Origin of the sequence: Pelomicrobium sp. G1, assembly GCF_051905455.1 — a bacterium.
Taxonomy (GTDB): domain Bacteria; phylum Pseudomonadota; class Gammaproteobacteria; order Burkholderiales; family UBA6910; genus Pelomicrobium.
The window spans coordinates 105390-129179 of sequence record NZ_JBQACR010000008.1; the positions used below are offsets into that span (position 1 = coordinate 105390).

Here is a 23790-nt window from a genome sequence, read left to right on the forward strand (position 1 = left end):
GGAATTCCGTCGCGCCGGAGTCCGGAACGTGATCGGATTGCTGCAGCGGGTGAGCTCGGCCCGCGTGATGGTGGACGGACAGACCGTGGGCGAGATCGGCCCCGGGCTCGCGGTGTTCGTCGCCGTGGAGCGGGGCGACGCCGAAGCCCAGGCCGACCGGCTGCTTGAGCGTCTGCTCGGCTTCCGGGTGTTTCCCGACGGGGAAGGACGCATGAACCGGAGTCTCGCCGACGTGGGGGGCGGGCTCCTGCTGGTGCCCCAGTTCACCCTGGCGGCGGACACCCGCAAGGGCACCCGGGCGAGCTTCACGCCGGCCGCGCTACCCGAGGAGGCGAAGCGGCTGTTCGGTTACCTGCTCGCGCGCGCTCGCGCGGTCCATCCCCGGGTGGCCGCCGGCCGTTTCGGCGCCGCCATGCAGGTGCACTTGGTCAACGACGGGCCGGTCACCTTCTGGCTTCGCGCTGCGGCGCAAGAGAACGGCTGAGACGCGTCCGTTTCTATTGAATCCCCGCGCGATTTTGCTAAAATGCTCCGCTTTCCGCTTTGCTGCCAACCACCTTACGGGAGGCGGGTAAAGCTGTTCCATGGGGGGGCAAAGGCGTCGCCTGCGCCCGTGAAACGGTTCTACTTGTGTACTGAAGGAGGGTGCTATGGGGCTTGCAGCAGCAAAGGCGCTCGAGCCGGAGCCACGACCGAAAGGCCTGCATCTGCTCGGCGACCTGTACGGTTGCAAAGGGGAGGATCGGTACTTCTTCAGCGCCGATCTGCTGCGGGAGCACTGCTTGAGGTTGGTGGCGGAAGCCGGCCTGACCCCGGTCGGCGATTATTTCCACCAGTTCGGCACCGACGGCGGCGTGACCGGCATGGTGGTGCTCGCCGAATCCCATCTCTCCGTCCATACTTGGCCCGAAAAGCGCTACGTCACGGTGGACGTGTTCGTGTGCAACTACACCAGCGACAACCGCCACAAGGCGCACAAGCTGTTCGACGCGCTGGTGGACACGTTCCGTCCGGACGAGCCCCGCGTGCGCTCGGTGGAGCGCGAATAAGGCCGCTAGCCGCGTCGATACGCCATGACCGAGAAAGTCCAGGGGCGGTTCCACATCGAGCTGCTCAATCCCGATTACGGTTGCGCGGTGCGGGTGACCGAGACCATCGCCCGTTTCCGCACCGAATACCAGGACCTGGAAGTGGTGGACACGCCCATGTTCGGGCGCATGCTGCTGCTCGACAAGGTCATGATGACCACCGAGCGCGACGAGTTCTTCTACCACGAGAACCTGGTGCACGTGGGCGCTCTTGCCCATTCCGGGCCCGCTTCCGCCCTGGTGATCGGCGGCGGCGACGGGGGCTCGTCGGAGGAGCTGCTCAAGTATCCCACCATGCAACGGGTGGTGATGGCGGAGCTGGACCGGGGCGTGGTGCAGGCTTCCAGGCAATACCTGGAAAAGGTGCATCGGGGCGCCTTCGACGACCCGCGCTTGAGCGTGATGATCGGCGACGGCAAGGCCTTCGTCGAGCGCACGGACGAGCGCTTCGACCTGGTGGCCCTGGACCTCACCGATCCGCTGGGCCCCTCGGTGCAGCTCTATACCCGGGAGTTCTACGAATCCTGCAAGCGCATCCTGAATCCCGGCGGGGTACTGACCCTGCACGTGGAGTCGCCGATCACCCGGCCTCGGGCGTACCAGCGCATCGTGGCGACCCTGAGGGCGGTCTTCCCCCTCGTGCGACCTTACCTGGTGTACGTGCCGATCTATTGCGCCTGGTGGGGCATGGCGACCGCCTCCGAGGCGGTGGACCCCCTCGCCCTCTCCGAGGCCGAGGTGGAAAAGAGGATCGCCGAGCGGAAGCTCAAGGACTTGCAGTACGTGAACGGCGCCGTCTACCGGGCCGGATTCGCGCTTCCCAACTTCGTGCGCCGGCTCCTGGCGGAACCGGCGTCGCTGATCACCACGGATTCCCTCCTCGTTGACGAGGTGGGGGACCCCACATTTAAATACGACCTGGTGCCGCGCGTCTCTTGACCGGGAGGATGATGCCGTGAAGCTCAGCAGCCAAAGCTTTGCCGATCAGCAGAAGATCCCTGCCGAATGCGCTTTCTGCGCGCCCGACCCGACGAGCCACGTCAAGCTGGGCGGCAACAAGAATCCCGATCTTTCCTGGAGCGATCTGCCTGCGGGCACCCGCTCCCTCGTGCTCATCTGCCACGACTACGACGTGCCCTCCAAGCCCGACGACGTGAACAAGGAGGGGCGCGTCATCCCGGCCGATCTGCCCCGGGTGGATTTCTTTCACTGGGTGCTGGTAGACCTGAAACCGGATGCCGCGCCCATCGCCAAGGGCGAGTTCTCCGATGGGGTCACGCCTCGGGGCAAGAAGGGCCCGGAAGGCCCGCGAGGAACGCGCCAGGGGTTAAACGACTACACGGCCTGGTTCGCCGGCGACAAGGACATGGAGGGGCAGTACTTCGGCTACGACGGACCGTGCCCTCCGTGGAACGACACCCGGGTCCATCACTACGTCTTCACCCTGTATGCCCTGGACGTGGACCGCTGCCCGGTGGAAGGCGTGTTCCGGGGGCCGGACGTGCTGCGGGCGATCGAGGGGCACGTGCTAGGGAAGGCCACCCTGACCGGGCGCTACAGCCTCAACCCGAGCGTAAAACTCTAGCCCGGGCTAGGGCCGGGCGACCGGCTGGGTCGCGGTGCCTTTTAGCACTAGGAAGCCGCGCAGCGGATTGGTTTCCGAGCGGATCTCCACCTGGGCGCCCCCCGAAAGGGAGCGGTCGGGAGCCACATCCAGCATGCCGGCCGCGCTCAGGATGCCGGCGGCAAGCCTCAGGTTGCGGAATTCGTAGCGGTTCCCCGCGAGGGCCATGGAACCGGCGAGCTGTTGAAAGGCGGTCTCGCCCCGGGAGGATGCGGCGGCGTCCCCCCGTAGAGCCTTGGAGAGATCCACGCCGGTGAGCGCGCCCCGTTCCACGACGAAGTCGCCCCTCACCCGGGGCGCGTCGAATAGGCTATGCAGGCTCTGCCCCTCGAGCTCGAGCTGCATCCGGGATTTGAGGGTGCCGGTGACCGGGGCATCGCCCAAGTAGGCAGATAGCAGGGCGGCAAGGTCCACGCTCACCAGCTCGGCCTCGCCCCGTGCCGTCCAGACGCCGTTCCAGGCGAGGGCGCCGCTGCCCACTATGCGGCCGCCGTAGAGCAGGGCGTCGAACTGCTCCACCTCCAGCCGGCCGGGCGCCGCGGTGGCCTTGACCTGCAGGTTCTCGAAGACGAGGGGTCCGCCGAGGGGCGCTTTCCAGACCCGGCCGTTGGCCTGGATCTTGAGGCCGCCGCCCGAAGGCACGATCTCCCCGCTCAAGTTTCCATCCACCGCCCGGACGGCGATGTGCTGCACCGTGCCGTCGGAAGCCAAGGACAGCTCGGCGTCGAAGGGCGGGACTTCCATCCCCGCCCCCTCCAGCCGCACCTGGCGGGCCGAAATCCTTTCCAGGGCAGTCCCGGCGCCGGCGGCCACCGGCCGGTTCCAGGCCTTGAGGCGTTCCAGGGCGGCAGCGCTCAAGGCGACGTTTTCGATCCGGACGGCGGAAATCTCGTCGCCGCGGCCGAGCAGCCCGGCGAACCCCGCCACGGTGAGGGCCTCCGCGGTGAGGGCCCCGTCTCTGCCCACCTTGATGCCCTGCAGGCGTAGTTGGGGCGCGGGGAAGAGGGCTCCGTGCACTTCCTCCACCCTGACCGGCTCTCCCAGCCTGGCCGAGAGGACCGCCTGGGCGGCGGGCACGGCGAATTCCCAGGGAAGCACGTGGGCGAGGGCTACGGCGCCCGCTACCGTCACCGCGACGCCGAGGCCGACCCATCGCCCCAGGACCACGTTCCGGCGGCGGGGCCGGGGTGGGGCGGACACCGCTTCGCCAGCGGACAAAGGTGCGGATTCCCCTTCAGTCGCGGGCACGGTGGAAGGCACCGACGGGGTGCGGGTTTCGGCTTCGGCCCACAGGGCCCGTTCGGCTTCCGCCTGGGCTCGGAACAACGCCTCCTGGCGCGCCCGTTCCTCGGCTTCCAGGCGCTGGCGCTCCGCCTCCAGCCGCAGGCGTTCGTCCTCCTCTCGCTGTTTGCGGGCTCGCTCCTGGGCCTCCTGTTCCAGCTCCCGCTCCAGTTGGGCCGCGCTGGGCAGTTGCTGGGTGGTCTCGGGGTTGAACAGCTTGGCGTCCACCACTTCGATGCCCAGGGCGGCGAGGGCCGCCGTGTCCTCCGTCGCGGAGGGGGAGACCTCCGGGGCGCCGCGCTCGGCTTTCGGCGGGGAGCGCCGTTCATCTTCTTCCTGGGCCTGGGGTTTCGCCTTTTCCTGCGCGGCCGTTTCCTGGGGGAAGGGCTCCGGCGCTTCCTGAGGGCGCCCTTCCTCCTGGACCTCGGGTTCCGCTTGCTCCCTCCTTTGCCCCTCGGCCGCTTCCCGGGTGTGTCGTTGCACTTCCTCCTGGGCCCGTCGTTCTGCCTCTTCTCGGGCGAGGCGCTCCGTCTCTTCCCGCCGCCTTTCTTCCTCTTCGCGGGCCCGGTGTTCCGCCGCTTCCCGCGCCTGGCGTTCTGCGGCCTCCTGGGTGAGGCGCTCCCGCTCCTGGCGCCGGCTCTCCTCTTCTTCCCGCGCCCTTCGTTCCGCTTCTTCCCGGGCCAGCCGCTCGGCCTCTTCCCGGCGCTGGCGTTCTTCCTCTTCCCGGGCGTGGCGTTCGGCCGCTGCACGGGCTTGCCGCTCCGCCTCTTCTCTCGCCTGCCGTTCCGCTTCCTCTCGGGCCAACCGCTCGGCCTCGGCCCGGGCGTGGGCGGCGAGATCGGCGAACGCCTCCGTCTCTGCCATCGCCTGGGCGCGGGTGCAGTGAAGGGCATCGAGCCGGGCGGCCACGGTGGTGAGTTCCTGGTCCAAGGCGGCGGTCTCGGCTTGGACCCGCTGCAGGGTCTCTCGGAGGGGCTCGGTGTCCCCTTCGTTCTCTCCAATGGCCTCTTCGAGAGCGGCGGCCTGATTCCGTCCCCGGGCGAGGGCCTCGCGCAATGCAGGGATCATGGCCTCCAGCCCAGAAGCGGCGCTAGCCAGGGCCTCGGCCCAGGTTCGGGCCTGGGTCGCGGCGGCCTCGGCCGCCTGGGCCTGGTCTTCCGGGGACAGGTCCCGGCTCTGGGCCCGGGCTGCCAGGGGAGCCAGTTCCCGCGCCAGCGTCTCGGCCCGCTCCAGGGCTTGAGCCGTCTCCGGACGCTGTTTTTCTACCGCCTGGCGCGCCGCTTCGCGGGCGATCGCCTCCTGCTCGGCTTGGGCGAGGGCGGCTGCCGCGCGCTCGGCCCGGGCGGCCGCCTCGGCTTCGATCCGGGCCCGGGCCTCCGCCAGAGTTTTCCCTTCGGCCAGCGCCTCGGCCTGGGCTCGGGTCAGGGCCTGGACCACCCGATCGGCCGTGTCGCGGGCCTCCTGCAAGTCCTTAAGCTGTTCCTCGGTCGCGCCCCGCGCCTGGCCGAGTTCCGCTTTTTGCTTCTCGTCGGCGGCTTCCAACGCCCGCTCCAGGGCGGCGAGGCGCACTTCGGCGTGCCCGCACGCCAGGGCCAGGAGCTGGGCCTGGGAGGAAGCCTGCTCGATGGCGGTGGAGAGGGCCCGGGCCCTGGCTTGGGCTGCGGCGATGGCGCTGGCGAGGGCCTGCAGTTTCCCCTGGGACCCGGTTCCAGGAGCTTCGCTCTTGGCCTTGTGCTCGGCGAGATGCTTACCGTGGTGATCCGCCTCCGCGCGGGCTTTCGCCAGGGCGGTGGCGACCTGGTCCAGGCGGCGCTGGGTATCGGCCAGAACCCGGGCCGCGCCGTCCGCCTCCCGCCGAGCGCTGGCCGCGGCTTTGGCGCGCCGTTCGGCGGCGAGCCGCGCCTGGCGCGCCGCCTCTTCCCGGGCTTTCGCCTCCTCTTCCAGGCGGGCCCGTCGCTCCGCCTCCTCCCGGGCCCGGGCTGCTGCTTCCTCTCTCGCGCGCCGTTGCGCTTCTTCTCTGGCGCGGCGGCCCGCGTCCGCCTCGGCGGACCTGGGTCTAAGGGGCCCCGTATTGAGGATGATGGTGAAGTCCAGGGACTCGCCCTCGTCTTCCGGCGGCGGGGCGGTTCCAGGCCTGGCATTGGTGGCCTGGCTCGCGCCGCCGGGGGCGAACTCCTTGACGTAGCCTTCCTTCTCCAACTTTTCCATCGTCGCCAGCAGGCTCGCGGGGCTTAAGCCCGCGGCCTCGGCGAGCTGACGCACCGTCGACTTGCCGTCCACGAGCCTCAGCACCTTCATCAAGTCTCGGGGAAGCCGGCTCGCTCGGCTGGAGAGCTCCATGACCCCTTTGGCGCTCTTGGTGAATACGGTGCTTAAGTTCATGGAATAGGCCGCTACCCGGAAACTCCGTTGTCGCCCTTACAAGCCCGTGCGGCGCAGAAACGGAGGAAAAGCGTTCCTGGTCCACGTATCCGGCTCATTATATGGGGCTGATCCCCGGGCCGAAAGTGAAGTTTCCCCCGTCCTCCACCAGGACGACAAAGGGGGTGCCGGCGGCTTTCCATTGCCCCGCGGCCTCCTGCAGGATGCCGAGCAGGGTCGTGAAGGTCTCGGGTGCCTGGCGGGCCAGGCCTTCCGGCCGGATCACGTGCAGCACGTACCCCCGCGCGGGAAGCCAAGCGAGATCGTTCACGCACTCCTCAAAGGCGTCCCAGTTGCCGCCGAAATAGGAGGGGAACTGGAGCGCCTGGGCGGCGCGGGAGAGGAGCTCCTCCTTGGTTGCCACGCCGTCCAGATCCAGGGTGCAGACCCGGTAGCCCCGCTCGTGGGCGGCGGAGAGCAGCCGGGGCAGGGCAGCGGGGTCGGCGACTCGATAGACCCCAGAGACTTCGGCCCGGTCCAGATCGGCGGGGTTCATTCCCGGATGCGCATGAAGCTGCGGTAGTGGTCGCCGGTATAGTACGCCTCCCCCTGGGCTCCCATCACGATCCGCCGGGCGCCCCGGTCCCGCGCCCCGGGCGTGGGCACGGTGTATTCCCGGTAGTAGCCGGGGGGGTTGGGGGGCAGGCGCCCTTCCCGGTTGCGGAATTCCGTGCCGTCCTTGGCGTAGGGAAAGGGTCCTCCCTGCCGGATGAGGGCCAGGGTCTGCCGGGCCTCGAGGGGAAGCTCGGCGAGGCTCACCTCGGGAAAGGGAGCGTTCTCCCGCGCCGGGCCCCATTCCGGACCGAGAACGGCCAGGCCCGCCAGTACCGCCAGCGCCGCCGCCAGGAGGAGGGCGGCGGGGAGTAAGCGGTTTCGTCTCATGGGGGAAGGGGAAAAAGCGCAAGGGCGAAATACAGCCGGGCGAACGGTTCCCCCCGATGCCGCCCGAGGTGGCGGGCAGCGCCCGGGAACGCGAATCGCACCATCGCCCCGGAGCCTCAGAACCCCACTTTGACCGCGGCGTTTACCACGATCATCAGGTCGCTGGTGTCGCCTTTTTCCGGCAGCACAGTGCCACTGGGCACCAGCATGCCGCCGTCCACCACCTGAACCGTCACGCGCCCGTAGGGCAGGGCCTGGCGCACCCGCTCCACGTCCAGCTTGTCCCGGTCGCAGGGCAGCGCCAGGGTCACTTCCACTTCCATGGACCGGAAGTCTCCCCCGGGCAGCAGAGCCTTGAGCCCGGGCATGGCGTTGCGCCGGATCGCATCTTCCACTGCTCGCACCGCGGCCACGGTGACGTCTTGGCCGTGCTGGTCGATGCCCATGCCCAATTCGATCAGGTAGGCCAGATTCATCGCCGTTCCTCCAGGAAGCCCGCCGGCGGCTAACGCTCCACTACGAGGACGATCTTGCCGATATGGGTGCCGCTTTCCATGAGGGCGTGGGCCTGGGCGGCTTGCGCCAGAGGGAAGGTGGCGTGGATCACCGGCTTGATCTTGCCCGCCTCGATGAGGGGCCAGACCTTCTCCTGGAGGGCCCGGGCGATGGCCGCCTTCACGTCCACCGGCCGCGCCCGCAGGGTGGAGCCGGTGATGGTGAGCCGGCGCAGCATCACCTCGGCGAAGTTGACCGTCGCCTTGGCGCCGCCGAGGAAGGCGATCAGCACCAGACGCCCGTCGTCGGCGAGGGCCTTCAGCTCCCGGGGGATGTAGTCCCCACCCACCATGTCCAGGATCACGTCCACGCCGCGGCCTCCGGTCTCCTGGTGCACCACCTGGACGAAGTCCTCGGTCTTGTAGTTGATGGCCCGGTCCGCCCCCAGCTTGACGCAGGCGGCGCATTTCTCGTCGGAGCCGGCGGTGGCGAACACCCGGTGGCCGAAGGCCTTCACCATCTGGATGGCGGTGACGCCGATGCCGCTCGTGCCCCCCTGGACCAGAAAGCTCTCGCCCGGTTTTAGGCGACCCCGCTCGAACACGTTGTGCCATACGGTGAAGAAGGTCTCGGGGAGGGAGGCCGCTTCCGTCAGGGTCAAGCCCTTGGGGACGGGCAGGCACTGGGCGGCAGGGGCCGTCACGTACTCGGCGTAGCCGCCGCCTGCCAACAGGGCGCACACCGGGTCCCCCACCCGCCAGGGAGCCGCGCCGTTGCCCAGTTGGACGACGGTGCCCGCCACCTCCAGGCCCGGCAGGTCGGAGGCGCCGGGCGGGGGAGGATACTTGCCCTGGCGCTGGAGCACGTCGGGTCGGTTCACCCCGGCCGCGGCGACTTGGATGAGTACTTCCCCGGCCTGGGGCTGCGGCACCGGCCGAGTGGTCAGGATCAACGTCTCGGGGGGACCGGCTTCCTTGATCTCCACTGCCTGCATGGTCGTCGGTATTGCTTCGCTCATGACGTCCTCGATCAACAAGATATTAGCCACGGAGGCGCTTTCAGCCTTCAGCGCGGAACGCTCGGAGGCGCGCCTTGAGGCCCGGCCGGCCGACGGAACGGGCGAGCTCCGCCATGTCGGCGTCCCGGCTCTCGGTCACCGTCAGGGCGTTGAGCCGCGCCGCGCTCTCCAGGGGCAAGGCCCGGGCCTCCCGCGCCGCCTCGGCGATCAGGTCCTCCCACTCGTCCCGGGCGGCGATGCGGCTCAGAAATCCCGTGTCCATGGCTTCGTCGGCGCCGAAGGTGCGGCTCTCGATCAAGAGCCGCCGCGCCTCTTCCGGGCCGACCCGGTGCGCGAGCCGGCGGGTGCCCAGCACCACGCCGAAGCGCAGGCCCGGCATGCGAAAGGTGGCCTCGGGGGAAGCGATCCGCCGACTGCACGCCACCACCAGGTCGGCGCCGGCGCCGAAGTTGCGGCCGTGGGCCAGGGCGAGGGTCTGGAAGGGGGCGTGATAGATGGCCTGGAGCAGGGTCTCGATGCGCAGGAACCGCAGCGCCAGGTCGCCCTCGGTCTGGCTTTCGAAGTCGCTGAAGTCGAAGCCGGCGCAGAAGTGCTCGCCGCTGCCGTCCAGGATCAGGAGCCGGGTGCCGTCGCCCGCCGCCGCCTCCACCGCGGCGATCAGGGCCTCCACCAGGGCGCCGTCCAGGGCGTTCGCCTTGTGGGGCCGGTGGAGGGTCAAGCGCGCGACGCCCTCGGTGCGGGCGATGAGGAGCGGTTCGCCCGGATTCATGCGGCGGCCAGGGAGACGCGGACTTCCGCCGACCGATCCCAAATGTTAGGCAGGGCGGTGTTGGAATAGCCCGAGACGAACGGCTTCGCTTCCCCCGTCTCCGGCACGTACACGTGGCGCGCCACCGCGCCGATGTTGGCCCCGTAGACGTGGATCGACACCGAGGGGCGGTCTTGGAGCGCGTTCGACACCTGGTGCACGTCGCCGATGCGGGGGCTCACCAGGTCCACCTGGCCGGGCTGGAGGAGGTGCTCGTGACCGGCCGCGAGGGGGCGCCCGGGCCCCTGGAAATCGTACTCCCGGCACCGCTCCGCCCCGCGCATCATGCCTACCATGCCCCAGACCGTGTGATCGTGGACCGGCGTCGCCTGGCCCGGGCCCCACACGAAAGAGACCACGCTGAACCGTTCCAGGGGATCGCAATGGAGCAGGTATTGCTGGTAGTGATCGGGGTGGGGCCGGGCGAATTCTTCCTGCAGCCAGTCGTCATGGGACACCAGGGCCGAGAGGAGCTTCCTCCCCTCTTCCAGGAGGCGGGCTTCGTCGCCGCCGGCGGATTCCACCAAGCGGGTCATTTCCTGGACGAACGTGCGAAAGCGGGCCGTGTTCACTGTCTGCCTCCTGGAGCGGAAAGAAGGCTATGGTCTGCTTGAAACTCCATCTGCACCCCGTGCCGCGGTCGAGGGGCAGGGAGCGCGAGGGCTTTTGTGCGTCGGGGACGATAGGATAACATACCCCGCGCCCCGCTCCGCCGGGCCCCTTCCTGTCATCAGATCACCATGATCTACCGCCGCCTTGGAGAGAGCGGGCTCAAGGTTTCGCCTTTGTGCCTCGGCACCATGATGTTCGGCGACCGCACCGACGCCGCCGAGGCGGCGCGCATCGTCGCCTCGGCCTACGAGGCGGGGGTGAACTTCATCGACACGGCCGACAACTATGGGAAAGGAGAGTCGGAGCGCTTGACCGGCCGGCTCCTCCAACCCCACCGCCACCACTGGGTCCTGGCCACCAAGGTGGGGAACAAGGTGGGCGGCGAAGTCCATGCCGGGGGGCTGTCCCGCAAGTGGCTGGCGGTGGCCCTGGAGGCGAGCCTCGCCCGGCTCGGCACGGACTACGTGGACATCTACTACCTGCACCTGGACGATTACGATACGCCCCAGGAAGAGACCCTGGCCGCCCTCGGCGACCTGATCCGCGCCGGCAAGGCGCGCTATTGGGGCGTGTCCAACTTCCGCGCTTACCGCATCGCCTCCCTGGTTTGCCTGGCGAGGCAGATGGGCGTTCCGCCACCGGTCGCCTGCCAGCCCTATTACAACGCCATGAACCGGATGCCGGAGGTGGAGATCCTGCCGGCCTGCGGCGAGCTAGGCCTGGGAGTCGTCCCCTACAGCCCCCTCGCCCGGGGGGTGCTCACGGGCAAGTACCGGCCGGGGGAGGCGCCCCCCGAAGAGACGCGGGCGGGACGCCGCGACGAGCGGATGATGCAAACCGAATTCCGCCCCGAGTCCTTGGTCCTTGCCCAGGAAATCAAGGCTCGGGCCGAAGCCAAGGGCATGAGCGCCGGTCAGTGGGCCCTCAACTGGGTGCTGGCCAATCGGTTGGTTACCTCCGTGCTCGCCGGACCGCGCACGCTGGAACAGTGGCAGGAGTACCTGGGGGCCCTGGAGCACCGGCTGGACGCCGAGGACGAAGCCTTTCTCGATGCCCGGGTGCCTCCCGGGCATCCCTCCACCCCCGGTTACACCGACCCCAAGTACCCGGTCCGCGGGCGGGTGGTGGACGCGGCTCCCGCCCGGACGGGAAATTGAACCTCGACGGGGCGCCATGGGTGTGCTGAAACGAGTCTTCGCCGCGGTGGGCGCGAAGAGCGCCATCCCCTTCCGGGTGGTTTTCGCCGACGGCTCCAGCTACGAAAACCAGGCCGACGACGACCCGGCGTTTGTCATCACCTTCAAGACCCGGGCCGCCGAGCGGGCCACGGCCCTCTTCGGCCACGTGGGATTCCTGGAAGCTTACTTCGACCGGGAGATCGAGCTGGAGGGAGACTTAAGGCTCGCCATCCGCGCCGGCATGGAGGGCGGGTTCGACCGCCGCCCGGGCCCCTTGGTGCGAGCGCGCAACCGCTGGCACGAGCTGCGCTACGGTAACCGCACCGTCGAGCAGGCCAAGGCCAACGCCCGCTATCACTACGGCCTGGAGACGGCGTTCTACCGCTTCTGGCTCGACCACCCCTACATGATGTACACCTGCGCCTACTGGAAGGAGGGCACTCGCACCCTGGAGCAGGCCCAGCAGAACAAGCTGGAGCACGTGTGCCGCAAGCTGCGGCTCGCCCCCGGCGAGCGGGTAGTGGACATCGGCTGCGGCTGGGGTGGCTTTCTCTTCTACGCCCACGAGCGCTACGGCGTCACCGGCGTGGGCGTCAACACGACCCCCGAGCAGGTCAAGGCCATGCGGGAGGAGATCGCCCGCCGGGGGCTTGAGGACCAGATCGAGGCGGTGGAGGCGGACTTCCGCCAGGTGCCGGGGACCTACGACAAGGTGTGCTCCATCGGCGTGCTGGAGCACGCCGGGCGGGACCAGTTGGAGGAAGTGGTGCGCGCCCATGCCGATTGCCTGAAGCCTGGCGGGATCGGCGTGCTGCATTTCATTGGCCACGTGGGACGCTACGAGACCGAGTACTGGATCCGCGCCCATATCTTTCCCGGCGGCTGGATCCCGGCCCTCTCCGAGACCATCGAGGCGATGGAACGCGCCGGGCTCGAAATCCTGGACGTGGAGAACCTGCGGCGCCATTACGCCCTCACCCTGGACGCCTGGGCCGAGCGCTTCGACGCCCACTGGGAGGAAATCCACGCCCTCGATCCCCGGAAGTTCGACGAGCGCTTTCGACGCAAGTGGCGGGTCTATCTCTATTCCTGCGCGGAAATGTTCCGCTCCCCCCACGGGTACACCCATCTCTTCCAGATCGTGTACTCCAAGGGCAACACCACCACCTATCCCATGAGCCGGGCTTTCCTGTACCGGGGCGAAGCGAGCCCATGAACGGCGCGACCCACGCGGCCAAGGTGGAGCGGCTGCGGGCGCTGCTCGCGTCCCGGCAGGGGCCGGTGGGGCTGGCCAAGGGCACGTCCAACCTGTTTCGCGACCGGCGAGAGCAAGCCAAGCAGCGCCTCGACGTGGCGGACTTCGACACGGTGCTGCGGGTGGACCCGGCGGCCGGCCTGATCGAAGCCGAGGGCATGGTGACCTACGAGCGGCTGACCGACGCGGCCCTGGCCTGCGGCATGATGCCCGCCGTGGTGCCCCAGTTGAAATCCATCACCCTGGGAGGGGCCGTGGCCGGCGTGGGGATCGAATCCAGCGCCTTCCTCTACGGGCTGGTGCATGAGACGGTGGAGGAGCTGGAGGTCTTGACCGGGGACAGGCGCGTCGTCATCGCCCGCCGGGACAACGAGCACCGGGACCTGTTCTACGGCTTCCCCAATTCCTACGGCACCCTGGGCTACGCCCTGCGGCTCAAGGTGAAGGCGGTGCCAGTCAAGCCCTACGTGCGCCTGGAGCATCGGCGCTTCGGCGACGCCCGCCGCTTTTTCGAGGCGCTCGAGGGCGAATGCCACGGAGATGCGGACTTCATCGACGGCGTGGTGTTCGGGCGCGACGAGCTGGTTCTCACCCTGGGCCGTTTCGTGGACCAGGCGCCGTACGCGAGCGACTACCGTTTCGAGCGCATCTACTACCGCTCGCTGCGCAGCCGGCCGGAGGACTACCTCACGGTGCGGGACTACCTGTGGCGTTGGGACACCGACTGGTTCTGGTGCTCGAAGAACCTGGGGGCCCAAAACCCGCTGTTGCGGCGCTTCGTCTTCGGCCCGTCCCGGCTCAACTCGGTGACTTACACCCGCATCATGCGCTGGAACGCCCGCTGGGGGCTCACCCGGGTCTTGAATCGGGTGATGGGCTGGCACACCGAGTCGGTGATCCAGGACGTGGACATTCCGCTGTCGCGCTGCGCCGAGTTCCTGGACTTTTTCCTAGGCGAGATCGGCATTCTGCCCGTCTGGATCTGCCCCATCCGGGTGCACTCGGGGGATTACGCCCTCTACCCCATGCGTCCCGGGCAGCTTTACGTGAACTTCGGCTTCTGGGACGTGGTGAGGCGCCGCGAAGCCTTCCCTGCTGGATACCACAACCGGCTCATCGAAAAGAAGGTCCAGGCCCTGGGCGGAATCAAATCCCTCTATTCCGAGTCATATTTCACCGAGGACGAGTTCTGGCGGATCTACGGGGGGGAGGCCTACCACCGGTTGAAGACTCGATACGACCCGGAAGGGGCATTCCCTGACCTGTACCAGAAGTGCGTCCTGGGACGCTGATAGCCGTTGGTTTCCGTCGCTATAGAGGAAGAATTCGTTATGAGGCGTAAGAAAGTTGCGGGTTTCGGGCTCCTCGCTCTGGGGCTTGTCGCGGCGTCCGCCGCTGCCCAAGAGTTCGCGCTTCCTCCGGAAAGATCTCAAGGGTCCGTAACTTATCTCACCGGGGGCGTGGGCAAGGAGGAGTCGGACGCCATCAAGAGGGTCCAGGACCGCTACCCCTTGAGCTTGCTTTTCGTCGAGCGCGGTGGCCCGAACACCTGGCACTACCTGGCTAACGTACGGGTGAGCATCCAGGATGCCGCAGGTAAGAGCTTGCTGGAGACCACTGCCGAAGGGCCCTTCCTGCTGGCCAAGCTGCCGGAGGGCCGCTACACCGTGGTTGCGGAAGTGCGCGGTCAGCTCATCACCCGGCGGGTCGATCTTACACAGGGCAAGCGGGCCCAGCTCGTGTTCGAGTGGAGCCCATAGCGCCCTGAGCCGTTCATTCCCGGGGATGGACCCGGTCCTTTCTCGGGTCTGCTGAGGAAGGAACGCCCCCGCCGCCCGGCCGTCTAACGATTGTCCGTTGCGGGAGGCGTGGGTATGGACACAGAGCTCAAGGAGCGCGCCGAACGCATTCTCGCCAGCCTCAACGCGGTGGCCCGCCCGGACGGGGCCCTGGCGCACGCCCTGGCGCGCAATGCGAGCCTCGCCGTGATCGCCGACCACGCCCGGGAAGAGGGCTTCGAGGCCCAGGCCGAGGCGCTGGAGGAGATCGCCGCCGCCCTGGCCAAGGAAAGCGCCGGGTAAGGTTTACTCGAACCGGTTGGTGAGGATGCCGATCCCTTCGATCGCCACCTCCACGGTGCTGCCCGGCTTCATGGAGCCCACGCCCACCGACGTGCCGCAGGCGATCACGTCCCCCGGCTCCAGGGTCATGTCCCGGGAAATGAGGGCCACCAGCCGGTGCGGCCCGAAGATCATGTCGGACACGGGATAGTTCTGCCGCTCTTCCCCGTTGAGGATCGTGCGCACCGTAAGCCGGTGGGGGTCGAGGCCGGTGGCGATCGCCGGCCCGAACGGACCGAAGGTGTCGTAGCCCTTGGCCCGCACCCACTGGGGGAAGGTGGGATCCTTCTGGATGATCTCCGCCGCGGTCACGTCGTTCACGCAGGTGTAGCCGAAGATGTAGCGGGGGGCCTCTTCCTCGCTGCAGCCGCTCACCCGTTTTCCGATCACGATCCCCAGCTCCCCCTCGAACACCACCTTGCCCTCGTAGGCCCGGGGCGCGCGAATGGTCTCGCCGGGAGCGAGGAACGAGTTGTTGGCCTTGAGCAGGTAGAGGGGCTCGGGCGGCTCCGGCACCTTGAGCTTGGCGGCGAGGGCGTGGAAGTTGTTCCACAGGGCCACCATCTTGCCCGGCGCGCAGGGGGCGAGGAGCTTGACCTCGGCAAGGGGCAGGCGCTTCCCCGTAGGCCGGGGCGAGGCGAAGAGATCGCCTTCGTGCTCCGCGATGTCCTCCCCTTCCAGCGTTCCGAACCCGATGCGGCCTTCGGCCTCATAGCGTACCCATTGGGTCATTGAATCCTCTCTTGCGGCGGAAAAACGACGGCTAAGCGCAAAGAAGCCGCGCCCCAAATTTCGCGATGTGAATGGACGTATCGCGATCCGAGGCAAGCATACCGCGGATCGGCGCGGCCCGGAATAGCCGTGGAGGTTCCGGGTTACGGACGGGCTCGGGAAAGGCGGGCCGCCTCGCCCCAGCCGCCCCCCAAGGCTCTCACCAGATCGGCCACCGCCGCCCGCTGATCCCGCAGGGCGTCGATGCGGCTCAATTCCGCCGCAAGGAGACTGCGCTCGGCGTCCAGCACTTCCAACTGGCTGGAGAGCCCCTGGGCGTAGCGTACCCGGGCGAGCCGCAGGGTCTCGGTGAGGGCCTGCATGCGGCTGCCTTCCGCCTCAAAGATCTCCCGGGAGCGGGTCTGGCGGGCGAGGGCTTCCCGCACCTCGCTGAAGGCTTGCTGGATCGCTTTCCGGTACTGGGCCACCGCCTGGCGCTGCCGGGCCTTGGTTGCCTCCACTTCGGCGAGGAGCCGACCGCCCTGGAAGATGGGTTGCGTGAGCCCTGCCGCCAGTTGCCAGACGCCCGCCGGTCCGGAGAAGAGGTCCGACAAGGACGCGCTCTCGGAGCCGAGAAAGCCGGTCAGAGCGATGCGGGGGAAGAGGGCCGCCCGCGCCGCGCCGATATCGGCGTGGGCGGCGATCAGCGACTGCTCCGCTTCCACCAGGTCCGGGCGCCGCAGCAGGAGATCGGAGGGCAGGCCCTCCGGCACCACCACGGCGGGCGGCGCGTCCCGGTGGGCTCCCCGCTCCACCTCGCCCTCGAGAATGGCCCGGGGGCTGCGGCCCAGGAGCAGGGCGAGGGCCGCTTCCTCCGCTTCCCGGGCGCGCTCGAGGGCGGAAAGCTGGGAGCGGGCCGAGGCCACTTCCGCTTCCCGCTGCCGCAACTCGAATTCGCCGATCAAGCCGCTCCGATGCCGGACCCTCTGCAGTTCCAACTCTTCCAGGCGCAGCGCCAGGGAGCGGCGGGTGGCCTCCACCTGGCCGTCCAGGGCGGCCAGATTGAAATAGGACCGGGTCACCTGGGCGGTGAGGACGAGGCGCACGGTTTCCTGGGCGGCACGGGTCGCGAGCAGGCGGGCGCGGGCGGCCTCGGCGGCGTTCTTCAACCGTCCCCACAGGTCGAGCTCGTAGGCCACGTTGAGGGTGCCGCGGTAGGTATCCTGGGTGGCGGGGGTCCCCGGCGGCAGGGGAAAGGAGGAGCGCTCGGAGCGCCGGCCGCGGCTCGCCTCCGCCGCCGCGTCCACTGAGGGCAGCCGCTGGGCCTCCGCGATCCGGGCGAGGGCCCGGGCTTCATCCACCCTGGCCACGGCGAGCTGCAGATCCTGGTTGTGGGTCAGGGCTTCTTCCACCAGCCGGTCGAGGGCGGGCTCCCCGTAGAGCATCCACCACCGGTCGGCCGGGGCGGCGACGCCGTCGGCGGGCGCCACCTTCCACGCGGCCGGCAGTTCCTGGGCTGGCCACTCGTCATCCGGGGCGAGGGATACGCAGCCCGTGAGGAGAGATACCACCAGGAATGACAGAAGCAGCTTATGCGCCACCGCTGCCTCCTTTGCTGGTGGGATGCCGATGGGGCATGGCGGGCGCGGGCCGATGGGCCAGCGCCCGGGCGTGCTCCGCCTCCTGCAGGATGTCTTCCGTCGAGCGGGGCTCCCGCAGCGTGCGCGCCGTGATCAGCTTGAAGAACAGGGGCACGAAGAAGATGGCGAGGAAGGTGGCGGCCAGCATTCCGCCCACGACGCCCGTGCCCACCGAGTGGCGGGCGCCGGCCCCGGCGCCGGTGGATACCGCCAGCGGCAGCGCACCGAAGATGAAGGCGAGCGAGGTCATCAGGATGGGCCGGAAGCGCAGCCGTGCCGCCTCCACCGCCGCGGCGCTGGCGGACATGCCCTCGTGGAATTTCATCGAGGCGTATTCCACGATCAAGATGGCGTTCTTGGCGGCGAGGCCCAGCAGGGTCACCAGCCCGATCTGAAAATAGACGTCGTTGGTGAGCCCCCGCAGCCACACCGCGGCCAGCGCTCCGAAGGTGCCGAAGGGCAGGGCGAATAGCACCGACAGGGGCAACGACCACTTCTCGTACTGGGCGGCGAGGATCAGGAACACCATCACCACCGCCATCACGAGGGCAAGAGTGGAGGCGCCGCCCGCCTTCTTCTCCTGGTAGGAGGCGCCGCTCCAGTCCAAGCTGAAGTCGGGGGGCAGCACTTCCCGGGCGATGCGCTCGATGGCCTCGATGGCCTGGCCGGAGCTCACGCCCGGGGCGCCCGCGCCGAAGATCTTGGCCGCCGGCAGGTTGTTGAACCGGTCCAGGGTCTCCGGCCCCGAGGTGTAGCGCACCGCGGCCAGCGACGCGAGGGGCACCATTTCGCCCCGCTGGCTGCGCAGCCACACGTGACCGATGTCGTCCGGCGCCTTGCGGTAGCGGGGCTCCGCCGACATGAGCACCTGCCAGGTGCGCCCGTACTTGTTGAAATCATTGACGTAGAAAGTGCCCAGCGTCGCCGCCACCGTGTCGAACAGCTCGTCGATAGGCACCCCCAGCGCCTTCGCCTTTTCCCGGTCCACGTCCACGTAGAGCTGGGGTGTGTTGGATCGCCACAGGGTGTTCACCTGGACAAACGTGGGGTCCTGCGCTACCCGGGCGAGAAACTGCTGGGTGACCTGGGCGAGCCGCTTGGGGTCGCCTTCGCCGCGGTTCTGCAGGTATAGTTCGAAGCCGCCGGCGTTGCCGAGGCCGAAGATGGGCGGCGGGTTGAAGGCCAGCACCAGCGCCTCCTGGAGATGGGCGGTTTTCATGAACAGGTCTCCGATGAGGGCCTGCACGGGCACGTCCCGCTCGTCCCAGTGCTTCTGGGTGACGAAGATGGTGGCGGCGCTGTTGCGGAAGGCGCCGCCCAAAAAGTCGAAGCCGGTGAAGGCCACCGCATCCTCGTTAGCCGGGTTGGACCGGATCGCCTTCAGTACCTCGCCCACCACCTGGTCGGTGCGCTCGAGGCTCGCCCCGTCCGGCAGCAACACCGCGGCGATGTAGTAGCCCTGGTCCTCGTCCGGCACCAGGGAGCCGGGCGTCAAGCGCCACAGCCCGGCGGTCAAGGCCGCCATTCCGGCGAAGAGCAGGATGCCGATGCCGCTGCGCCGGATCATCCACGTCACGCCCCGGGTGTAGCGCCGGGTGACCCATCCGAATCCCTCGTTGAACCAGTGGAACACCCAGCCGGGCTGCTTGTGCTCCCGCTTCAAGATGAGCACGCACAAGGACGGCGTCAGGGTGAGGGCCACCAGGCCGGAAATGACCACCGAGATGGAGATGGTGACGGCGAACTGGCGGTAAAGCTCGCCGGTCAAGCCTCCCAGGAACGCGATGGGGATGAACACCGCGCACAGGGTGAGCACGATCGCCACCACCGGACCGGTCACCTCCCGCATCGCCTTGATCGCCGCCTCCCTCGCCGAAGCGCGATCCTCGTGCATGATGCGCTCCACGTTCTCCAGCACCACGATGGCGTCGTCCACCACGATGCCGATGGAGAGCACCATGCCGAACAGCGTCAGGGTGTTGATGGAGTAGCCCAGGGCGAGCAGTCCCGCGAAGGTGCCGATCAGGGACACCGGCACCGCGATGATGGGGATGAGGGTGGCGCGGACGTTTTGCAGGAACGCGTACACCACCAGGAGCACCAGGAGCATCGCCTCGCCCAGGGTCTTCAGCACTTCCCGGATGGAAACCTCCACGAAACGCGTGGTGTCGTAGGGGATGGCATAGGCTAGCCCGTCGGGGAAGCGCTGGGCCAGCTCGGCCATGGTGGTCTTCACGCTTTGCGCCACGTCCAGGGCGTTGGCCCCCGGCTGCAGGAAAATGCCCACCAGGGTGGCGGGCCGGCCGTTGTAGCGGCCGATGAACTCGTAGTCCTTGGAGCCCAGCTCCACCCGGGCCACGTCCTTGAGCCGCAGCGTCGAGCCGTCCGGGTTCGCCCGCACCACGATGTTCTCGAACTCCGAAACGTCGCTGAGCCGGCCTTTGGCGTTGACGGTGTAGGTGAGCTCCTGGGGCCCGCCGGTGGGCGTCTGGCCGACCTTGCCGGCGGCGAACTGGGCGTTCTGCTCGTTGATGACACGTACCAGGTCGGCCGTGGTGAGCTTTAACTGGGCGAGCCGGTCGGGGCGCACCCAAATGCGCATGGCGTAGTCCTTGGCGCCGAAGATCTGCACGTTGGTGGTGCCGGGGACGCGCTTGAGCACGTCCAGCACGTTGAGCGTCACGTAGTTGCTGGTGTAGAGATCGTCGTAGCGCCCGTCGGGCGAATAGAACGCCAAGACCTGGAGGAACGCCGACGAGCCTTTCTCCACCGTGACGCCCTGGCGCCGCACTTCCTCGGGCAGGCGGGCCTCCGCTTGCTTGACCCGGTTGTTGACGTTCACCGCCGCGATGTCCACGTCGGCGCCGATGTTGAACGTCACCTGGATCTCCACCACCCCGTTGGAGGCGGACGTGGAGCTCATGTACAGCATGTCCTCAATGCCGTTGATGGCGTTCTCCAGGGGCGCCGCCACGGTCTGCTCCAGGGTCTCGGCCGAGGCCCCGGGATAGACCGCCCGCACCAGGACCACCGGGGGCGCGATCTCCGGGTACTGGGCGATGGGAAGGCTTCGCATCGCCGCCAGCCCGGCGATCACGACGAAGAGGGAGAGCACGGCCGCGAAGATCGGCCGGTCGATGAAGAAGCGGGAGAACATGGATCGGCCCGGCTATTTCACGAAGACGCCCCGGGCCGTTGTTCCGGCTGCGGGGTCGTGACGGTCACCGGCACGCCAGGCCCGATCTTCATGACGCCGTCCACGATCACCCGCTCGCCCGCGGCGAGGCCTTCCCGGATCACCCAGGATTCCCCGTTCCACGGCCCGGCCTGTACCGGGCGCGGCTCTGCCTTGCCTTCGGCGTTGACCACGTACACGAACTTCCCGCCCGGGCCCTCCAGCACCGCCCGCTGGGGAACCAGCACTGCCTGGGGGCGCACCGCGCCGTGGAGCGCCACGCGCACGAACTCTCCGGCCCGGAGCCAACCTTCCGGGTTGGGCACCTGGGCGCGGGCCTCGGTGGTGCCGGTCTGGGCGTTCACCCGCACATCGGTAAAGTCGAGGGTTCCCCGATGGGCGTAGGTGCGGCCGTCCGCCAGATTGAGCACCACCTTGAAACGCCCATCCGGCGGAAGCTTGAGGCGCCCGCTTTCCGCCTCTTCCCGGATGGCCATGCGCTCCCGGTCGGGGATGCCGAAGATCACGTACATGGGGTCGGTCTGGGTCACCGTGGTGAGCAGCACGTTCGGGCCGGAGACGAGCGTTCCCTCGGAGACCAGCGCTCGCCCGGAGACGCCGGAGATGGGCGCTTCCACCCGGGTGTAATCCAGGTTGAGCCGGGCCTCGGCCACGCGGGCCCGGGCCGCCTGCACTTCGGCCTCGGCGATCCGCTCGGCGGAAACGGCGTCGTCGTAGTCCTTCTGTGCCACTGCCTTGGCCTCGAACGCGGGCGCAAGCCGCGCCGCGTCCCGCCTGGCCTGGGCGAGGCGCGCCTCCGCCACGGCCAGATCCGCCTCGGCCCGATGGAGCGCCACCTGGAACGGCGCGGGATCGATGAGGAACAGGGACTGCCCCTCCTTCACCGGCGCGCCTTCCCGGTAGTGGCGCTTGAGCAGAATGCCGGTCACCCGGGCCCGCACCTCCACTTCCCGGAAGCCGGCGGTCTGGCCCACGTATTCGTAGGTGACGGGCAGATCCCGGGGCTCCACGGTCACGACGCTCACCGCCGGCGGGGGCGGAGGGGCGGGCGGCGCGCCGGCGGGCTGGCATCCGGCCATGAGCACAGGGAAACCGGCCAGAAAGAGGGCTCGGGAACGGAACCTGGTTGGCATCGTCGTAAAATCCACTCACGGACAGCGGTCACACGCCTGGGGCCACGGCGTTGAGCGTTAGCAAAATAGAGGAACACCGCTGGGGCGCCAGTGTACATACAGACATGAATGTATGTAAAGTAGACACCTGACGCTGCTTTGTACCGTAACAGTTGCGCTTTTCATTTACTCGAAGGTGTAAGGGACCGTGGCGAGACGCACCAAGGAGGAAGCCCAGGAGACCCGCAGCCGCATCCTGGACGCGGCGGAGCGGGTATTCCGCGACAGGGGGGTGTCCGGTACGTCCCTGGAGGACATCGCCGATGCGGCGGAGGTTACCCGGGGCGCGATCTATTGGCATTTCGCCAACAAGGCCGACCTATTCCTGGCCATGTCCGACCGGGTTACCCTGCCCATGGAGGAGATGGTGAAGCAGGCGGCGGACGACGCCATCGCCGATCCCCTGGCGCGGCTACGGGAGGCCTGCGTGCATGCCCTCAAGAAGACGGTGGAGGACCCGCGCTGCCGGCGGGTGTTCGAGATCCTGTGCTACCGCTGCGAATACGTGGGGGAGCTCTCCGCCATCCTGGATCGCCACCGGCAGTGCCGGTCCTCTGCGCTCATCCTGATCGAGCGGGCGCTGCGCAATGCGGTCACCCGGGGCCAGCTTCCGCCCAAGACCGACGTGCGCCGCATGGCCATCGGGCTGGACGCTTATTTCTTCGGCCTGATCTACACCTGGCTGTTGGACCCGGCCTCTTTCGACCTGGCGAAGGACGCCGAACGGCTGGTGGACATCTACCTGGACAGCGGGGCGGTCCGCCGCCTGCCGGCTCAATCCGCCCCGCGCCCGGGGAAGTCCAGCGCCACGAATCCCCACTCCGCCCGCCGCCGGGCGGGCGCCGGCTCGTCGCGAAGGTAGGGGGCCGCGCCCCTGCTTCAATCCCGCCATCGCGGCCTCTATACTGATGTCGTCTTTGCGCGTTCCCGTCGACCGCCATGGCCTTCGTCGCCCTCACCCGCATACGCCTGCGCTCCCCCCATCTCCTGCTGCCCTTCATGCTCCATACCGGGCGGGCGTTGCGCTTTCTGCGGCACGCTCCCGGGTGGGTGGTGACCCAGACCCGCAAGACCCGGGGCCTCACCTTCTGGTTCATGTCCGTCTGGGAGAGCGCCGCCGACCAGCGGGCCCACCGGGGCGTGGGCGCGCCCCTGGTGGACCTGGGCAAGTTCCGCGACTGGTGCGAGGAAATCGCCACCGCCGAATGGACCCAGCCGTCCGCGGAGCCCCCCTCCTGGGAGCAGGCGGAGGAGCGGCTCAAGAACTCGGCGCGGCTGCACCGCGTGGAACATCCGTCCCCTTCCCAACGGGCCTGGATGATTTCGACCGACTGAGAGCGGAAAAGGAGGGGCGGCATGAGGCACCCGGCGAGGGGGCCGCTGAAGGGCGGAAGAGGTGCCCCAGCGTCAAGCTGGGGATCTGACCCCGAAGGGGGGCCATGGCGGTCGGCGGCCCCTTGCGTCCGAGCTCGGATCGCATCCCCATCGTGGCGATGGGGCCCCTGCTCCGCCTCGCCGACCGCCCCTTAGGGGGATCGACGGCAAGGCGAATGCCGTCGGTCGCCGACGCCCGAGCGTTTGCAGACCGGAAGCGGAAAAGGAGGCGACCCCATGACCGAGAAGCAGCCACAAGGAACTTCCCGGGAAGAGCTCAAAGCGGAGAAAGTCTTCCAGGAAGGGCAGGACATCCGCACCCAGGTTCATGACCTCACTCTGGAAGCCCTGGCGGGCCGCCGGTTCGACCCGGAAGGCATCCGAGACGTGGTGCGGACCATGGGGGAAAGCATCGCCTCCGGAGCCCAGCGCAGCGGGGAAAATACGCGCCAGGCGGTGTCGGAAGCCCTGGCGGGGCTGGACCAGGCCCTCATGCGCTCGGTGGAAGCGGGGCGCCTCGCCCTGGAGCAGCTCCTGGCCGAGGGGCGGCGTCTGTCCGAGCGGGAGCTCCAGGTGGCCTTCGACGGCCTGCGGCGCCTGGAAGAGGATTTCCTCGCCACCGTGGAGCAGGTGGCCGAGGCCGCGGGCGAGGGAGTCCGGCCGGAGCTGCGGGAAGCCCTGGCCCAGGCGCGGCGCAACGGCACCGAAACCGGGCGCGAAGTCGCGCGCCTGATGACCGAGCTGGGGCAGCGCATCTCGAAGGCGACCCTGCATGCCGCGTTCACCGGCGTGGAGACCGCGGTGGAGGTGGGCGCGCGCTTCGCCCAGGTGGCGGGCGGGATCCTCTCGGGCCTCGCCGATTCCCTGCGCGAGCGGCGCTCCGAAGCGAAGCGATAGTCTTCGGTGGCCGGGGGC

General features: G+C 68.7%; 23 protein-coding genes. 12 read left to right on the forward strand and 11 right to left on the reverse strand.

Annotated elements, in window-relative coordinates; all coding sequences use genetic code 11:
- The first annotated feature begins 28 nt into the window (after window positions 1–28).
- From dtd to ACTFO6_RS09560, 4 genes are all read left to right on the forward strand, one after another.
- Window positions 29–484: a D-aminoacyl-tRNA deacylase gene (gene dtd / locus ACTFO6_RS09545; protein ID WP_439934224.1), complete on the forward strand. Its 456-nt coding sequence runs from the start codon at window positions 29–31 to the stop codon at window positions 482–484.
- A gap of 166 nt (window positions 485–650) precedes the next feature.
- A complete protein-coding gene (gene speD / locus ACTFO6_RS09550; RefSeq protein ID WP_439934225.1) occupies window positions 651–1049 on the forward strand; it encodes an adenosylmethionine decarboxylase in 399 nt (132 codons plus the stop codon).
- A 24-nt stretch (window positions 1050–1073) separates the two neighbouring features.
- Window positions 1074–2027 (forward strand): polyamine aminopropyltransferase, encoded by a 954-nt coding sequence (speE, locus tag ACTFO6_RS09555; protein ID WP_439934226.1) that lies wholly within the window; start codon window positions 1074–1076, stop codon window positions 2025–2027.
- Between the two features lie 16 nt (window positions 2028–2043).
- The gene (locus ACTFO6_RS09560) at window positions 2044–2673 is read left to right on the forward strand and encodes a YbhB/YbcL family Raf kinase inhibitor-like protein (protein ID WP_439934227.1); all 630 of its coding nucleotides are present in this window, start codon (window positions 2044–2046) and stop codon (window positions 2671–2673) included.
- Between the two features lie 6 nt (window positions 2674–2679).
- Here the strand turns inward: ACTFO6_RS09560 and ACTFO6_RS09565 are convergent, their stop codons facing one another.
- The 7 genes from ACTFO6_RS09565 to ACTFO6_RS09595 all read right to left on the reverse strand — a co-directional run bounded on the left by ACTFO6_RS09565 (window position 2680) and on the right by ACTFO6_RS09595 (window position 10189).
- Entirely contained in the window at window positions 2680–6375 is a 3696-nt protein-coding gene (locus ACTFO6_RS09565) for a winged helix-turn-helix transcriptional regulator (RefSeq protein ID WP_439934228.1), read from the reverse strand.
- A gap of 97 nt (window positions 6376–6472) precedes the next feature.
- Complete coding sequence (locus tag ACTFO6_RS09570) at window positions 6473–6910, reverse strand: barstar family protein (protein WP_439934229.1); 438 nt, start codon at window positions 6908–6910, stop codon at window positions 6473–6475.
- Window positions 6907–7296, reverse strand: a complete 390-nt coding sequence (locus ACTFO6_RS09575; RefSeq protein ID WP_439934230.1) for a ribonuclease domain-containing protein — start codon at window positions 7294–7296, stop codon at window positions 6907–6909. Before ACTFO6_RS09575 ends, ACTFO6_RS09570 begins: the two co-directional genes overlap by 4 nt.
- Window positions 7297–7412: 116 nt before the next feature.
- Window positions 7413–7772 carry a Lin0512 family protein gene (locus ACTFO6_RS09580; RefSeq protein WP_439934231.1) on the reverse strand — a complete coding sequence of 120 codons (360 nt, stop codon included), beginning with the start codon at window positions 7770–7772 and terminating at the stop codon, window positions 7413–7415.
- Between the two features lie 29 nt (window positions 7773–7801).
- Window positions 7802–8785 carry an NAD(P)H-quinone oxidoreductase gene (locus tag ACTFO6_RS09585; RefSeq protein ID WP_439934295.1) on the reverse strand — a complete coding sequence of 328 codons (984 nt, stop codon included), beginning with the start codon at window positions 8783–8785 and terminating at the stop codon, window positions 7802–7804.
- A 64-nt stretch (window positions 8786–8849) separates the two neighbouring features.
- A complete protein-coding gene (locus tag ACTFO6_RS09590) occupies window positions 8850–9578 on the reverse strand; it encodes an enoyl-CoA hydratase/isomerase family protein (RefSeq protein ID WP_439934232.1) in 729 nt (242 codons plus the stop codon).
- The gene (locus ACTFO6_RS09595) at window positions 9575–10189 is read right to left on the reverse strand and encodes a cysteine dioxygenase (RefSeq protein ID WP_439934233.1); all 615 of its coding nucleotides are present in this window, start codon (window positions 10187–10189) and stop codon (window positions 9575–9577) included. The genes ACTFO6_RS09590 and ACTFO6_RS09595 overlap by 4 nt, the downstream gene beginning before the upstream one ends.
- A gap of 168 nt (window positions 10190–10357) precedes the next feature.
- Here ACTFO6_RS09595 and ACTFO6_RS09600 point away from each other — a divergent pair, with 168 nt between their 5' ends.
- The 5 genes from ACTFO6_RS09600 to ACTFO6_RS09620 all read left to right on the forward strand — a co-directional run bounded on the left by ACTFO6_RS09600 (window position 10358) and on the right by ACTFO6_RS09620 (window position 14743).
- Window positions 10358–11386 carry an aldo/keto reductase gene (locus tag ACTFO6_RS09600; protein ID WP_439934234.1) on the forward strand — a complete coding sequence of 343 codons (1029 nt, stop codon included), beginning with the start codon at window positions 10358–10360 and terminating at the stop codon, window positions 11384–11386.
- A gap of 16 nt (window positions 11387–11402) precedes the next feature.
- Complete coding sequence (locus ACTFO6_RS09605; RefSeq protein ID WP_439934235.1) at window positions 11403–12623, forward strand: class I SAM-dependent methyltransferase; 1221 nt, start codon at window positions 11403–11405, stop codon at window positions 12621–12623.
- Window positions 12620–13954 (forward strand): FAD-binding oxidoreductase, encoded by a 1335-nt coding sequence (locus ACTFO6_RS09610; RefSeq protein ID WP_439934236.1) that lies wholly within the window; start codon window positions 12620–12622, stop codon window positions 13952–13954. Before ACTFO6_RS09605 ends, ACTFO6_RS09610 begins: the two co-directional genes overlap by 4 nt.
- Window positions 13955–13993: 39 nt before the next feature.
- Window positions 13994–14422: a carboxypeptidase-like regulatory domain-containing protein gene (locus ACTFO6_RS09615; RefSeq protein ID WP_439934237.1), complete on the forward strand. Its 429-nt coding sequence runs from the start codon at window positions 13994–13996 to the stop codon at window positions 14420–14422.
- A gap of 114 nt (window positions 14423–14536) precedes the next feature.
- A complete protein-coding gene (locus ACTFO6_RS09620) occupies window positions 14537–14743 on the forward strand; it encodes a hypothetical protein (protein ID WP_439934238.1) in 207 nt (68 codons plus the stop codon).
- Window positions 14744–14746: 3 nt separating this feature from the next.
- On the opposite strand, the gene ACTFO6_RS09625 is transcribed toward ACTFO6_RS09620, so the two are convergent.
- The 4 genes from ACTFO6_RS09625 to ACTFO6_RS09640 form a co-directional block, all read right to left on the reverse strand.
- A complete protein-coding gene (locus ACTFO6_RS09625) occupies window positions 14747–15514 on the reverse strand; it encodes a fumarylacetoacetate hydrolase family protein (RefSeq protein ID WP_439934239.1) in 768 nt (255 codons plus the stop codon).
- A gap of 143 nt (window positions 15515–15657) precedes the next feature.
- Window positions 15658–17094, reverse strand: a complete 1437-nt coding sequence (locus ACTFO6_RS09630; RefSeq protein WP_439934240.1) for an efflux transporter outer membrane subunit — start codon at window positions 17092–17094, stop codon at window positions 15658–15660.
- A complete protein-coding gene (locus ACTFO6_RS09635; RefSeq protein WP_439934241.1) occupies window positions 17084–20290 on the reverse strand; it encodes an efflux RND transporter permease subunit in 3207 nt (1068 codons plus the stop codon). Before ACTFO6_RS09635 ends, ACTFO6_RS09630 begins: the two co-directional genes overlap by 11 nt.
- Before the next feature lie 17 nt (window positions 20291–20307).
- Window positions 20308–21462, reverse strand: coding sequence for an efflux RND transporter periplasmic adaptor subunit (locus tag ACTFO6_RS09640; RefSeq protein WP_439934242.1), 1155 nt, complete (start codon window positions 21460–21462; stop codon window positions 20308–20310).
- Between the two features lie 187 nt (window positions 21463–21649).
- On the opposite strand from ACTFO6_RS09640, the gene ACTFO6_RS09645 reads away from it, so the two are divergent.
- The 3 genes from ACTFO6_RS09645 to ACTFO6_RS09655 all read left to right on the forward strand — a co-directional run bounded on the left by ACTFO6_RS09645 (window position 21650) and on the right by ACTFO6_RS09655 (window position 23772).
- A complete protein-coding gene (locus ACTFO6_RS09645; protein ID WP_439934243.1) occupies window positions 21650–22363 on the forward strand; it encodes a TetR family transcriptional regulator in 714 nt (237 codons plus the stop codon).
- 77 nt (window positions 22364–22440) lie between these two features.
- Window positions 22441–22836, forward strand: a complete 396-nt coding sequence (locus ACTFO6_RS09650; RefSeq protein ID WP_439934244.1) for a hypothetical protein — start codon at window positions 22441–22443, stop codon at window positions 22834–22836.
- 276 nt (window positions 22837–23112) lie between these two features.
- Window positions 23113–23772, forward strand: a complete 660-nt coding sequence (locus tag ACTFO6_RS09655) for a DUF6781 family protein (protein WP_439934245.1) — start codon at window positions 23113–23115, stop codon at window positions 23770–23772.
- Window positions 23773–23790: the final 18 nt, after the last annotated feature.